This is a genomic window from Bacteroides faecis, assembly GCF_020091505.1.
Classification (GTDB): Bacteria; Bacteroidota; Bacteroidia; order Bacteroidales; family Bacteroidaceae; genus Bacteroides; species Bacteroides faecis.
Genome location: NZ_CP081916.1, coordinates 2,204,624 through 2,219,038, shown reverse-complemented (window position 1 = coordinate 2,219,038; position 14,415 = coordinate 2,204,624). Strand labels below are relative to the sequence as shown.

Sequence of the window (14,415 nt, the reverse complement as noted above, 5' to 3'; positions counted from 1 at the left end):
AACTATTATAATAGGGTGGATACAGAAAAGCTAGATCAGTTTCTTTTTCTTCCGGTAGTTCTCGCGAAACTCTTTAGGAGAACAATCTTTTTTCTTCTTAAAGATACGATTAAAATTAGAAAGGTTATTGAACCCGCACTCATAACAGATTTCTGCGATAGACATCGTAGAATCTACCAGCAACCGCGAAGCAAAACCCAACCGGATATCAATGATATAGTCGGAAAGGTTTTTCCCCGTGCGCAATTTAAAGAAGCGGCTGAACGACACATCAGTCATTCCGACCATACCAGCCAACTGCCCCAATCGAATTTCTTCCTGATAGTGAAGATTGATATACTCCTGCACCTTTTGTACACGACGACTATCGGAATGGACATCAATCTTAGCAAAAGAAGAACTGGATAATGTCCGGGCTTCTTCCTCAAAGAGAGAGAGCTCATAGAGAATCGTCATAAATTTGATAACTGCATAGAATCCTTGCTTTTCAGAAGCAAGCGTATCCAGCATGGGATAGATCTTGAGTATAGCAGACATCGGAAAACAGAGTCCTTTCTGAGCCTTATCCAGCATCCGGCGAATAGAGTCGAACTGGTTTTTATTGATAAAGCTCTTAAAGAACAGGTCTGAAGAGAATTGAATAGTGATCTCTCGTATCTCTTTGGAACGACATTCATTTTGTTCCCATACATGTTCCAGATCTTTGCCTGTGATCAGAACCAGATCATAATCTCCTATCACTTCAGAGGAATCTCCCACAACACGTCTTACTCCCGCAGCCTTCTCTGTAAAGTTCAGTTCAAATTCAGAATGATTATGAATCGGATAAGTAAATTCCGTTTTATAACGTTCTGCAATATAGAAACAGTCTTTGTCAGACAAAGGTGTAATCTCACGGATAATCTGGTTGGGTATAGGTGTATTCATAATCAATTATAGTTAACAGTATGTATCGTTTATATAATATGCTATTTTTTGAATCAATGTTCTATCTTCACTCCTATCCGACGCAGGTCTTCACCTGAAGGATTTTGGAAGATTCGCAGACCGAACTCCGGAATGATGGCCAGCACATGATCGAACACGTCTGCCTGTATGCCCTCATACGCCACCCAAACTTTGTTGGCAGAGAAGAAATAAAGTTCCAATGGAATACCTGTCTCTGTAGGCTGAAGTTGACGTACCATGCAAGTCATTTCCTGATTAACGGTAGGCAAACTCCGCAAATAATTTGTCAGATAGGCACGGAAAACTCCCAGATTGGTCTGTCTTCGTCCGTTCACTAACACGGAATTGTCAATATCATGTTCCTTATTATATTCTTCTACTACCCTCTCCGTCTCCTCTACATAATTTGTCAATAACTGTATCTTACGATATTTCTCCAGCATTTCCGGAGTGCAGAAGCGTACACTCGTCATATCAATATTAATGGAACGCTTCACTCGACGTCCACCGGATTCCTGCATCCCTTGCCAATTCTGGAAAGAATCGCTTATCAGGAGGTAAGGAGGAATAGTCGTTATCGTATTATCAAAATTACGTACCTTTACAGTATTCAGGGTAACCTCTATCACAGTACCGTCCGCCCCATATTTTGGCATAGTAATCCAATCGCCCACTTTCAGCATATTGTTGGCAGAAAGCTGGATACCGGACACAAATCCCATGATACTGTCTTTGAATACCAACATCAGGATAGCGGCAGATGCTCCTAATCCGGTCAGTAAGACCATCGGACTCTGATTGATCAAAATACTGATAATAATGATAGCTCCTATAAAGAAAAGAATCACTTGTGCCGTTTGCAAAAGTCCTTTCAACGGTTTGTCCCTATACTGCTCCCGCTCACTGTATACTTGATAGACAGCCGTAAACAAAGCACTGATAAAACGAAGAAAAACAGCAATGATATATATCAGGCAGAGACGGCGCAGGAAATCAAGTAAATCAGAATCCGCATGCTCGGGGAATGCGATAGGAATGGCAATATAAATCAAGATAGGTGCTACCATCCGGCTGACATTCACCATCACTTTATGGTTGAATACAATATCGTCCCAAGTAGCTTTAGTCTGCTTCACCAACTTGGCCACTACCCGCAGAATAATTTTTCGACAGATCAGATTAGCCAATAAAGCAATTCCTATAATGAATAGCAATACGATCAGATTATCTATTTTGTCCGCCCAGACCTCATCCACTCCTGCCGAGACCAACGTACGGTTAACCTCCTGCATCACAGCGTTCCCTACATTTTCCGTTTCTCCATTTGCTAACGCCACACTCACCGTATCAATCACTTCTTTCATAAAATAGTTCCTCTTTTAGTTTACTGTCCTTTATTCTTTTATTTATTCCCTTCGGTTTATTTTTCCTTTGCCAGATATTCCTGAATATCCTGCCTCAGCCAATCGTAGTGGAAGAGTCGCTTATAAGCAACATTCTTCTTCAACATAATCTCCACATTCACCTGGCTATTCTGATAACAAGTCAGTTCATTCCTGAATTGTTCATTATGCTCTGCCAGTCGTTTGATTTCCTGTTCCCGTTCCCGGCGTAAGGCGGTACAGACAGGAATCAAGAGTTTCATTACCACATTATCCATCACATGATGCCCCTGCATATACAGATAGGTAGTTTCCGGGACAAGCCCCAGTTCCTTCAATTCCGGCCGCAATGCGTTGACTTGGCCGACAGAACCGGGGAAACGTGCCTTCAGTTCAGAGAGTTTCTGATTGACACGATGTTGCAGTGCTTCCAGACTGTGTTCCGGATGTTTAAGACTGATCTCACGCAAAGCTGTATAAGTATGGAAATCGTACATCGGAAAAGTATAAGTATCCCGTTGACGATAGAACCACACGTTCCATAAGAAAAGCGGATATACGATTTCGGAGTATCGCTTCAGATAAGCGTTGAAATCCAGAATAAAACGATCGTTCAATGTAGCCTGTACACATACTTCGTGAAGGCTTTCGGCAAAGCAGTGATAGTTCTCAATGGCGTATGTATAGGTCTGGAAGATATATCTGTTCCGGTTGATTTTACGAGAAGTATTCGTAGCCCCCTGCAACAGGAAATCATAATCACTGTCTACGCAGGCAATCAGGCTTCTTCCAAGTTCGGCAGTATTCAGCGTGTTCATAAGCACCATCTTCTTACCTTTCGCCAACGAAGTAGCCGAAGGGAGCATCACTTGAAAATAATGCTCGTCATTTTCAAATTCTTCGAGTAATGTGCGCCAAAAGGCAACATCATCGTAGCTCTCTACATAAGCAATGATGCGCCGGCGTGCCTTTTTTGAATATAGCTTGTGAGCAGCATTGAAGTAAGAAGAAGTCAGATTATCGCGTAGTGAAGTTGCCATGTATAGATCGTTATTAACAATTAATAGTCGGGTGGATTTTAAACCCATCCGCTTCCGTAGAAATATCGCTCACCTCTGTCACTGCATCCAGCCAGCCTTCCATGATAACGGCAGGCGAATGGGTGGTCAGAATGATTTGTACGTTGGGATTCAGTTCCCGGATCATTGAAATCAATTTCTGTTGCCACTCAATATGCAGAGAGGCCTCCGGCTCATCCATAAAAAGAACACAATGGCTGTTGTCCTGCACAAGTACCGTTAGTAGAATCACCAGCATTTGCTTTTCACCGGACGAGAGTTTATATGGAAACAGCAGTTCTCCATCCTGATAAAAGGCTATATCATTCCGACGGCGATCTATCTTTTTACGGGTGTAACTGAAAAGTTCGTCAATCATATCCTGAAAGCGACGCTTGGCAAGGGACAGAGTAGCCGCTTTATTGCGCTGTTCTTCGTCATTGCTGGAAAGCATCTCAATCATCTTATTACCGATATTAACCTGATAATCAAGATAGCGGCGTTGCAACAGATATAGTTGCCAGTCCAGTTCGGACTTCACATTCTTATCTGCCATGCGTGCCGTAAAGTCACCCATAATCAAAGGACGGTCGTAGCTACGAATCACATCGTAAGGGATGTAAGTCGCTTCGGGATTATCAAAGAAAAGGTGTACCCCGTTCTTCGCATCGCTCTTCATTTCACCGGAGAGTTGTATATCGCCCGAAAGCTGTTCGAGGTATCCCACCGAACGGTTCAGAATAGTCGTCTTTCCCACTCCGTTGATGCCGGAAAGAATATTCACATCCGGGCGTAAATCCCATCTTATATTAAAGCGGCCCCAGAGTCCGTTGATCTCGATCCGCTGGATATAGTCTGCCTGTTGTTCCATAATATTCAATTTTAATCAAGGCAAATATAAACAAATCATGCGACAAATTAGTTACCTTTGCAGCAGTTTTCAATAAAGGTAACAATTAAAAGGTATACACGAACTTATGGGTAATAATAAGAACCCGCACGGCCATCTGTTTGCACTAACTGCAAACGTAATGTGGGGATTAATGTCTCCTATCGGAAAATCGGCACTTCAGGAGTTTTCTGCAATCTCCGTCACTACCTTTCGTATGGTAGGAGCTGCAGCTGCATTTTGGATACTTTCCATCTTTTGCAAGCAGGAACATGTGGATCATCGTGATATGCTTAAGATTTTCTTTGCTTCCTTGTTTGCACTGGTTTTCAATCAAGGAGTATTTATCTTCGGACTTTCCATGACTTCACCTATCGACGCATCTATCGTAACAACGACCCTGCCGATAGTGACCATGGTCGTAGCTGCTATCTATCTGAAAGAACCGATTACGAATAAGAAAGTGCTGGGTATTTTCGTCGGTGCCATGGGAGCGCTGATTCTTATTATCAGCAGTCAGGCGGCAAGCAGCGGCAACGGAAGTCTGATTGGTGACCTGCTCTGTCTGGTTGCGCAGATCAGTTTCTCTATCTACTTAACGGTATTCAAAGGTCTGTCACAACGATATTCGACAGTGACTATTAATAAATGGATGTTTATCTACGCTTCGATATGCTATATTCCTTTCTCCTACTATGATATTTCAACTATTCAATGGGCTGCTATTCCAACGATTGCCATTGTGCAGGTACTGTATGTCGTATTGGGAGGAAGTTTCCTGGCTTATCTCTGCATCATGACAGCTCAGAGGCTACTTCGCCCGACAGTAGTAAGTATGTATAATTATATGCAGCCGATTGTGGCTTCGATTGCAGCGATTATCATGGGAATCGGGAGCTTCGGCTGGGAAAAGGGAATTGCCATTACGCTCGTGTTTTTGGGTGTGTATATTGTGACACAGAGTAAGTCTAAGGCGGATTTTGAGAAAGCGGGAAAGGAGCTGTAGGAGTTCCCTAATTCCGATTAAAATAAAGAGACTGACTAAAAAGTCAGTCTCTTTCTGCTATATATTCAATAATTCCTAGTTAGCCAGAATCGTTATCTCAGCACCGGATGCAAAATCCTGTCCGTTCTGTTCACTTAAAGCTGTAAAACGGATATAGCGTGCTTTCACCGGTTTGTCAAACAAGACTCTCTTTTCTTTGGAGTCCCTTGCGAACGTTCCTTTATTAACAGGTTCTCCCCACTCTTTACCATCCATGCTGACCTGAATAGAGTAATCTTTGATATTACCGTTACCGCCATTCTGACGTGGCAAGTAAGTGAATCCTTTGATTTCTTTCACTTCACCAGCATCCAAATCTACCCAATGCGGATATTTGGCTACTGTCACAGAATACATGGTATGCCAGATAGTATTCGGATCGCCGTCAGTCAGATGAGAAGCATCGCCTTCACCCGATTCCTGACTACTGGCGTACACAACTTGCGTCTGAATGCTTTCTATTTTCTCAAACTTCATTGTGCTGCTGATATCCTTACTATCCTTATACCATGCCTTGATCGTACCTCCGTTACGCATAGGGACAGGTTCTGTGTATTCCTGCACTTTCTTACTTCCGTCAATGCTATAACAAATGACAGCATCTTTCTTTGCCGAAGTCAATTCGACCATTCCAGCAGGAGTGCGGGTGATAGATAGAGGAAGATCTCCCGCAGGGGCAACATTGGCAACAACACTCAGTTCCTTACCGGCAGGACGAATGATGAAGCCCATACTGTGCTGGTTGGCAAACACACGGTCGTGTACAAGAGGACCTCCCTGACCACAACTGTTACCACCCAAACCGGTCACTGCACAATCCAAATGCAGATAGGTATCGCCTGCCTTCGGCAACTGATAAGGATGGGAAGCTAGAATCAGATCGAGAGCCGAGTACTGAAGTGCCGAAGCCGAAAGACGGTCGGTAGCTACGAAGACAGCTCCATTGCCTGCCTGATTGGTCAACGCACACCAACGAACATCTTCGTGATTGCCCATATCCTGAGGTTTCGGGAAGTTCACGAACTCACCTGCTACGGTATTCGTATACTGTTCGATAAACTGTCCGCTCTTACGGTCGGCATAGTTATCTACCGGTCCGCGTCCATAGTAAGTGAAGTTACTGTATTGTTGGGGAACTTTCATCACATAGCCCAAACGCGGCAGCACCAAACTTGAACGATTAGAAGTAATGCTGGACTGCAATTCGATAGAACCGTCCGGATATACTGTCCATATCTGGTTAGTGATAAATTTAAAGTCATTGCTACCGAATTTTCTGTCGGTCAGTTCTTCGATGCTATTCTTACCGGAGCTTGTACCGCCCTTAATACGTGCGGCATTCGGTGCCTGAGATTCTACCGTAAAGCTCAAGACCAAAGTTCCATTGCCTTTATTCAGCACTTTATATTCAGTTGCTTTATGAATCAGATTGTGCAAACCATGTTCGAACCAGGGAGCATAGAACCAGTTATCATTGTTTGTAAAAGCACGGAGAGCATCGAGCTTCGGACCGTTGCCATCGGAGATAACTGTCTCGTTGCCATACTTCAGACTGTAGATACTTCCGGTTTGCGGGTCAAATATGGCTTCAAAGTCAGCTCCTTTTATAAAGATACGCTTCGTATCCTTGTCCAGCACGAATCCATCCAGTTTTCCTGCATCGGCTGCCACCTCACGGATGGATGGGCGGTCTGTAGCCTCCTTCAACAAAATCTGTTCCTCTGCCATCGGGAAGCCTTTGGCAGCCCAGGGTCTTTGACCTTTCAATATGAATTGGACTTTTACAAAGTACTCTGCATCTTTTTTAAGAGAGGCATAATTATAAGGAAGCGTAATCTGCATGCGCTGCCGTGGAGCTACGTTAATATCCATCGGCTGACTTGTCTGTATCGCTTTACCATCTTCATAGAGTGACCACACCAACAAATAATCCTCTGCCAAATTCTTAAAGTAGTACTTATTGAAGATTTCGAATGCTCCTTTTTCAATATCCAGCGCTTTCACTCCGATGTGCTGATATACCTTTTTCACTTCATAGTACTGAGGCTTCGGTTCAAGGTCACCAAACACGATGCCGTTCATTACAAACTGTCCATCATTGGGAGTATCACCAAAGTCGCCCCCATAAGCCAGATAACGAACACCTGTCTTCGGGTCATAATTGTACATAGACTGGTCTACCCAATCCCAGATAGCACCGCCACAGAAGAAATTGGTCGATTCCATCGCCTCCCAGTAATCAATCAGATTGCCGCAGGCATTCCCCATTGAGTGAGCATATTCGGATATATGGAACGGATACTTGATGTCATATTTCCCCTGAACGGCTCCGCGTACCCAGCCGATAGACGGATATTGGTTGGAGCCCATATCTACAATGTCATTATTACGTTCATATTGTACAGGGCGGGAAGCATCAAACTTCTTCAAAGCATCATAAGCAGCCACAAAGTTCTTCCCCGGTCCGGCTTCATTGCCCAACGACCAGATAACGATAGACGGATTGTTGACATTGGCACGCACCATTTCCATCACACGTGCTACGTGTGCATTTTTCCATTCTACCGGATGAGAGAGAGAAGCAGCACCATAATAATATTCATGAGATTCTATATTAGCCTCATCTTCCAGATAAATACCATATTTGTTGCACAGGAAATACCAATACGGATCATCCGGATAATGTGAATTACGTACATGATTGATATTGGCGCGCTTCATCAACATAATCTCTTTTTCCATCATCTCACGGGTAATGGCATGCCCCACTCCCGGATTGGATTCGTGCCGGTTTACCCCTTTCAGTTTGACCGTCTTTCCATTCACATAATAATATCGTCCGGCAAGCCCGAATTCATCTTCGGAGGCAGGAGTATCTTTAATCTCCACCTTCCGGAAACCGACAATAGTGGAAACCATCTCAATTGTTTTGTTCTTCTTATCCTTCAATTCGGCTACCAATGTGTAGCGATAAGGAAACTCCGCCGACCATTTGTTGGGAGCTTTCACCTTAAGGACAGTCTGAACAGTGCCTGTTTCATTCGGAGCGATTTTGTCGATAACAGGAGACAGGAATCCATCTACTAATGTATTCTCATCAGAGTAAAGTTTGTTAGCATATAAAGAATAATATACTTTGTAGTCTTTTATCCCTTTCTTACCCAGATTACGGATCTCAGCATTGACTGTCAAAGAACCGTCTGTATAAGTAGCATCCAGATCGGGGGTGGCAACCAAGTCACGGAAATGAACTTTAGGAACCGAATACAAGGCAACCGTGCGGAAGATACCCGGCAAACGGAACATATCCTGAGCTTCGAGGAAGGAACCGTCCGAACTACGGTATACTTCAGCAGCTACGGTATTCTTACCTTTCTGCAAATAGGGAGTGATATTGAAATCAGCGGTATTGCGTGAATTCTTGGAGAAGCCCACATATTGACCGTTAATCCACAGATAGAAGAAGGAATCGACACCATCGAAACTGATAAAGGTCTCACGTCCGTCCCAGTCTTGCGGAATTTCGAAATCACGGCGGAAGGAACCCACTTCATTCCGGTCCTTATAAGTGGTCCAGTTGGCAGGAGGGGTACGCATCACACCCCCACGCCAGTCGTCCACTTTCACGCTATGCTGAAAGATCACCGGTTGGTTGACGTAAATAGGGGTTCCATACTTCTGGCTTCCGTCTTTTTGAATGCCATAAATGTTCCAGCTAGAAGGTACGGGAATCACATCCCATGAAGTTACATCATAATTCGTCTCATAGAAATCTTTAGGGCGGGAGTCCGGATCGGGTGCCCAGTGAAACTTCCAGTCACCATTGAGTGACTGCCAGAACTGACTGTTCTCCGGTAATACCTTTCGGGCATTGTCCAGATGCTGGAACGGGAAGAAATAAGCATGCGGCTGTTCCTTGTTCAGCGCCAGATTTTCGGGAGATTCCCACTCTTTTCCTGTAGGGGCATTCACTGATCCATAAGCGAACCCCTCTAACGGTTGGTCTGCGAAGCTTTGTATTGACAAACTACAACACAAAAGCCCGGTTAATAAGGTTTTGTTCATCAGGTGTTAAAGTTAACAATTGGTTATTACTAATTAGGGTATATTTATCGGGGGTAAATGTTCGGTCGTTTTTTAATCCATCACTGTTTCCGGTTTATCATCGTTTTAATTCATCAAAATAGGTATCCAGCAGGCTCTTAGCAGCTATAAACGAAGTAAGATTTCCCTGCAACACTTGTTGTTCCTTCTCCTGAAGCATCGCTTCAATCTGAGGATTGTGATAGAAACTATCACGGAGCTGTTCATTAATTGTCTCGTACATCCAGTACTTACTCTGCTCATTACGGCGATATCCAAAATAGCCGTTTTTCTTCACAAAGTCGATATATTCATACACCATGTCCCAGATTTCCTTCACGCCGATATTATAAAAACCGGAATAAGTCAATACTTTCGGAATCCATCCCGATTCGGGAGCCGGAAACAGATGCAGCGCATTGCGGAATTGACTGGCAGCCAGCTTGGCAGGTTCCAGATTATCTCCGTCGGCTTTGTTGATCACAATACCGTCCGCCATTTCCATGATTCCGCGTTTGATTCCCTGCAATTCATCTCCCGTACCTGCGAGTTGAATCAGCAAGAAGAAATCCACCATCGAATGAACCGCCGTTTCGCTTTGTCCTACTCCAACGGTTTCCACAAAGATTTTATCGAATCCGGCAGCTTCGCAAAGCACAATGGTTTCACGGGTCTTCCTTGCAACTCCTCCCAATGAACCCGCTGAGGGGCTGGGGCGGATAAATGAATTAGGATGTACGGAAAGCTGCTCCATACGTGTCTTGTCTCCCAATATGCTGCCTTTACTGCGTTCACTGCTCGGGTCAATGGCCAATACCGCCAACTTGCCGCCTTTTTCGAGCACATGAAGGCCGAATACATCGATTGATGTACTTTTACCTGCACCGGGCACCCCACTGATACCTACCCGAATGGAATTGCCGGAATAAGGTAAACACTTCTCAATCACTTCCTGAGCGACAGCCTGATGTTCGGGCTTCACACTCTCCACCAATGTCACAGCCTGACTGAGAATAGTGACATCACCTTTCACAATACCTTCTACAAATTCCGCAACCGAAAGCTGACGCTTTTTAGGTTTACGTTTCAAATAAGGATTCACAGATGAGGGTTGTTCGATGCCTTTATTGACAACGAGTCCTTTATATTCTTCGTTATTTTCAGGATGTTCCATGGCAATAAGAGTTAGCGTTTGATATTTATTTCAACTTTCGGACGCAACGGGTCGTTTGTAATCATCAAGATACGTAAATGATGTTTCTTATTACCTACATCCCGCTTGTGGATTGTCACTTTCAACTTGGTCATTCCGTCCGGTGGAATGACCGTTTTTTTCAGTCTTACTCCTACAGAAGAGTTGAATACCTGTAGCTTGCTGATGACTAACGGGGTCTTGCCCGCATTAGCGATCAATATATCATGGCTGACTTTATTCTTCTTGATCAACGGAATACTCAGGTCAATATTCGTCTCCGAGATGTGGATGGAAGGAGCATTCAAAGAATCTTTCTCCGTCATACGCGAGAAATCGGGAAGAAGAATGGCTGAAACGGGTATCTCATTGTCTTCACTCACTTTATCACCGGAGAAACGGGACAGGTAGACAGAAGTCTGTGTCAGTCCGAAGTCTTGCAACTGGCTGGCATCCAGCGTCAGTTTAATCGTTCCTTTTTTACCTTTCAGCAGTACTTTAGGTTCCGCTTCCATCTTCAGATAAGGAGGTAAGTGCATCAATACCGGTTCGTAAGGGCGGTCGGAAAGGTTGGCAATGCTGAATGTCATAGACGGTTGCTGTCCACGATAAACATCGGGGAAAGAGAACTCGTCACGGTCAATGCGGATATTACCGATAGCATAAGGAAGAATCTTTGAATAATCTTTGATTTCCTGCACTACCTCACCGGTGAATTTCAGATAAACCAGATTCGGGGTGGCATTGCTATAGATACCTATTGACTTATCAAAACGCCCCAGTGCTTTCGCATCAAAAGAAGCTTTTACGGTTCCTTTGGCACCCGGAGCAATCGGTTCCTTTGTCCAGTCTGCTACAGCACAGGCACAGGAAGTAGTGACATTTGTCAGCACTAACGGCTCGTTTCCGGTATTGGTGATCGTATATTCCACTGTTACCGGCTTTTTCCATTCTATTTGTCCAAAGTTGTGCGTCTCCTTATTAGAAGAAATACGAGGTTGGGCAACAGCCGCCAAAGTGACAGTAAGCAGTGTAAATATCAATAGTAAAGTACGTTTCATGTGATATATTTTATTTTGGTCCACAAATGTAGGAGTTTTAGATGAGTTTTTCATCACAGATTACATAGATTAACACCGTTTGAGAAAATACTTTACCCGGTGACGGCTCCTGCAAGGCAGTATTCATCAACAAAAAGTTCCCCACCGATGAGGGAGGCCTTCATCGGTGGGGAACACCTTCTTCATCGGTGGGGAACGCCTTTCTCATCGGTGGACAAGAAATCCCCTCCCTGAACTATTTGATAATTATTGTCATTGAAGCAGAATGGGAAGCGTATTCCGGCGCATAGGCGCATTGCATCGTAGCCAAGCCGGTCTCATAGGTTCCTGCTCTGCTGATGCGATAGCCATACTCCAATACATACACTCCTTTGCCCAGATGGTCGAAGAAGAAGTTAGTGGAAGCATCTTTGATATCTACATAATAACCGATTCCATTACTCCAATTGTAACCGGATACACTGCCGATCGGTTCGAAGCAGGCTCCCCGCTGGTCTTTCAACTGTACAAAGTCCATCGGACGGTCTACACGAATGCTCAAACGGGAAACGATCTTATCGCCTACCTGAAGAACCGTCTTTTCAGTAACAGGTTGCAGTTGAGGGGCATTGTTCACCATACGTTCTACATAGAGTTGTTTTTGTACATTCAGCTCTCCTCCCTGTTGTCTCACATCGCTGACCGGTGATTCATATTCCGCATAAACAGCTCCCCACGCAATGCCCGGATTTCTCTTTTCGACTTCTATCTTACGAGCGTCTACCACATTCTTCTGTGTAAACGAACGTTTGATATAGCCTAACCCCGGCACAGTCGTCTTACTTGGAGAAACGGTCTCCAGTACCTCATCAGCAATAACAATACGCACATCTCCCTGATTATCGAGCAAGTTTACGCCTTTCATCAGTAAAGCATAGACAGCATCGGCAGTAGCTACCGGAGAATTCCACTGCTGCGTCTGTTTCTGCTTCAGCAGCCAAAGTTTCATTTCTTCTACAGTATCGTTATTTCCGCCTATCAATTCCAATGCTTCCATCACGTCTACATGAGCCTGCATCTTCATTCCACCCCAAGCGTACGGGGTTTCATTGAAAGCGAAGAACATTCCCTGTTCGGCTGTCTTCGTCAGATGCTCTTTCAGGGAAGCAACAAATTCCTGAGCTTCTTTCTTCCGTCCTGCTTTATCCAGAATAATGGCAGCTATCGCTTTCGTATCCATCGAAGCGGTCGTGAGCATTTCACCCACCTTGGAGAGATAATAAGTATAGGCAGATTTATTGGCAGCAGGGACTTGTTCACCCGAAATTGCGACCAGATACAGATATTGCAGGATACTTCCGGAAACACCTGTAAACTTCACACCGTCTTTCTGTGCTTTGAGAATTTCTTTATACTCCTTCAAAGCTTCCTGATGGAGATAGGTAAAGGCATTTTTCTGTAAAGCAAGTGCTGCACCATCCAGTTTCCCACCGGTCATCATAGCAAGACGGGCGTTCAATTCGGCAATGTACGTAGTGACATAGCGGCTGCCGCTCATTCCTTTGTACCAGGACCATGCTCCGCTTGAATTCTGCAATTCCTGTAATCTTGTCAAAGCGGCAATGTTATTGCTACGGATATTATTCAGATCAAACAGAGTGGCGATGCGTTCTTTCTGCTGTTCTTCCGTTTGCGCCTCGAGCACCCATGGAGACTCAGACAACAGAATGTTCTTCACCTCCTGATTTTTTTGCAGGTTGCTCAGGAAAGTTTCTTTATTGCCACCCTGAAGTTTCCAGCTATCGAATACAGCCTTGATGCGTGGCTGGCTATTCATTATATAAGAAGCCAACGTATTGGCATAGTAGGCGGTAGCCCATGAAATAGCATTATTGTTTTCCGGGAGACTCAATGAAGGCAATGCTTGAATAGCATACCAGGCCGGATTTCCGGTAAACTCGACAGTCAGTTTACGGTCAGTCGCAGTTTTACTGTGATGATTGAACAGGCTGTCGAGAGAGAAAATACGTGTCTCTTCTCCACGGACAGGCATCGGAAGAGTTTCTACCAAATGCTCTTTGTTGCTAAGCACCGGAAGCAACTGCTGCTCACCATCACTGAATGTACCGCTGTCAGCAATCATCCGGCAGCCCAGTATCTCGTATTTATCACTCACGCTAAACATGAAGTTAACCCCTATTGTCTTTCCGGCTTCTACGGTAAACTTCTGTTTCTGTGTACTGATCACCTTTTCCGTCATCGGGTCAAAGAGAATCATGCTCACTGTACCGACCTGCAGCTTTCCGGTCATATTGGAAATAGAAGCAGCAATAGACGTCTTATCTCCGACACGAACAAAACGGGGAAGATTGGGAGTCAGCATAAATTCTTTGCTCGTAGTAGCTTCACCATCCAATGTACCCGTCAGCATTCCTTTCGTATGAGAATATCCGCGGAAGTTCCAACGGGTCAGACTCTCGGGCATAGTGAAAGAAAAGGAAACTTCTCCCTGCTCATTAGTACGGAGTTGCGGGTAGAAGAAAGCTGTTTCCGCCAAATTGGTACGCAAGTCGGCAGGGGCTTCAGGGAGGGTTTCCTCTTCAATATTTCCTGCCGCATCCATTGCAACTTCCATTGCAGCATTAGAAGCTACAGCTCCAACCATTTCCACTTTCCCTTTTGCAGCATATGTATTTGTACCTCTAATACGTATAGTCCTAGATGATGCTTGATCCATAGCATCACTAACAATTACCGGTACCCCTCCCAACTGGGCAG

Annotated in this window: 8 protein-coding genes and 1 pseudogene; 1 reads left to right on the top strand and 8 read right to left on the bottom strand. The window is 44.5% G+C overall.

Going from position 1 to position 14,415, the window contains the following annotated elements; all coding sequences use genetic code 11:
• Positions 1 to 30: 30 nt before the first annotated feature.
• From K6V30_RS08700 to K6V30_RS08685, 4 genes are read right to left on the bottom strand one after another with little or no spacing between them, the layout of a single operon-like run.
• Positions 31 to 927, bottom strand: a complete 897-nt coding sequence (locus K6V30_RS08700) for an AraC family transcriptional regulator (RefSeq protein ID WP_010536645.1) — start codon at positions 925 to 927, stop codon at positions 31 to 33.
• A 53-nt stretch (positions 928 to 980) separates the two neighbouring features.
• Positions 981 to 2,312, bottom strand: coding sequence for a mechanosensitive ion channel family protein (locus K6V30_RS08695; protein WP_081030734.1), 1,332 nt, complete (start codon positions 2,310 to 2,312; stop codon positions 981 to 983).
• Positions 2,313 to 2,368: 56 nt separating this feature from the next.
• Complete coding sequence (locus K6V30_RS08690; protein ID WP_022302309.1) at positions 2,369 to 3,370, bottom strand: DUF4435 domain-containing protein; 1,002 nt, start codon at positions 3,368 to 3,370, stop codon at positions 2,369 to 2,371.
• Between the two features lie 13 nt (positions 3,371 to 3,383).
• Positions 3,384 to 4,259, bottom strand: coding sequence for an AAA family ATPase (locus tag K6V30_RS08685; protein WP_010536642.1), 876 nt, complete (start codon positions 4,257 to 4,259; stop codon positions 3,384 to 3,386).
• Between the two features lie 106 nt (positions 4,260 to 4,365).
• On the opposite strand from K6V30_RS08685, the gene K6V30_RS08680 reads away from it, so the two are divergent.
• Positions 4,366 to 5,283 carry a DMT family transporter gene (locus K6V30_RS08680; protein ID WP_010536641.1) on the top strand — a complete coding sequence of 306 codons (918 nt, stop codon included), beginning with the start codon at positions 4,366 to 4,368 and terminating at the stop codon, positions 5,281 to 5,283.
• A gap of 75 nt (positions 5,284 to 5,358) precedes the next feature.
• Here K6V30_RS08680 and K6V30_RS08675 read toward each other — a convergent pair whose 3' ends face one another.
• The 4 genes and pseudogenes from K6V30_RS08675 to K6V30_RS25480 all read right to left on the bottom strand — a co-directional run.
• Complete coding sequence (locus tag K6V30_RS08675) at positions 5,359 to 9,387, bottom strand: glycoside hydrolase family 2 TIM barrel-domain containing protein (RefSeq protein ID WP_055268576.1); 4,029 nt, start codon at positions 9,385 to 9,387, stop codon at positions 5,359 to 5,361.
• A 97-nt stretch (positions 9,388 to 9,484) separates the two neighbouring features.
• A complete protein-coding gene (meaB, locus tag K6V30_RS08670; protein ID WP_055268575.1) occupies positions 9,485 to 10,579 on the bottom strand; it encodes a methylmalonyl Co-A mutase-associated GTPase MeaB in 1,095 nt (364 codons plus the stop codon).
• A gap of 11 nt (positions 10,580 to 10,590) precedes the next feature.
• Positions 10,591 to 11,658: a DUF1573 domain-containing protein gene (locus K6V30_RS08665; RefSeq protein ID WP_010536638.1), complete on the bottom strand. Its 1,068-nt coding sequence runs from the start codon at positions 11,656 to 11,658 to the stop codon at positions 10,591 to 10,593.
• Between the two features lie 235 nt (positions 11,659 to 11,893).
• A pseudogene (locus tag K6V30_RS25480) lies at positions 11,894 to 14,233 on the bottom strand (alpha-2-macroglobulin family protein); the annotation flags it as partial.
• Positions 14,234 to 14,415 lie beyond the last annotated feature (182 nt).

Excerpts from the sequence above, each read along its gene's own strand:
- K6V30_RS08700 (WP_010536645.1), bottom strand. The coding sequence starts at position 927 with ATGAATACACCTATACCCAACCAGATTATCCGTGAGATTACACCTTTG.
- K6V30_RS08695 (WP_081030734.1), bottom strand. The coding sequence starts at position 2,312 with ATGAAAGAAGTGATTGATACGGTGAGTGTGGCGTTAGCAAATGGAGAA.
- K6V30_RS08690 (WP_022302309.1), bottom strand. The coding sequence starts at position 3,370 with ATGGCAACTTCACTACGCGATAATCTGACTTCTTCTTACTTCAATGCT.
- K6V30_RS08685 (WP_010536642.1), bottom strand. The coding sequence starts at position 4,259 with ATGGAACAACAGGCAGACTATATCCAGCGGATCGAGATCAACGGACTC.
- K6V30_RS08680 (WP_010536641.1), top strand. The coding sequence starts at position 4,366 with ATGGGTAATAATAAGAACCCGCACGGCCATCTGTTTGCACTAACTGCA.
- K6V30_RS08675 (WP_055268576.1), bottom strand. The coding sequence starts at position 9,387 with ATGAACAAAACCTTATTAACCGGGCTTTTGTGTTGTAGTTTGTCAATA.
- meaB (WP_055268575.1), bottom strand. The coding sequence starts at position 10,579 with ATGGAACATCCTGAAAATAACGAAGAATATAAAGGACTCGTTGTCAAT.
- K6V30_RS08665 (WP_010536638.1), bottom strand. The coding sequence starts at position 11,658 with ATGAAACGTACTTTACTATTGATATTTACACTGCTTACTGTCACTTTG.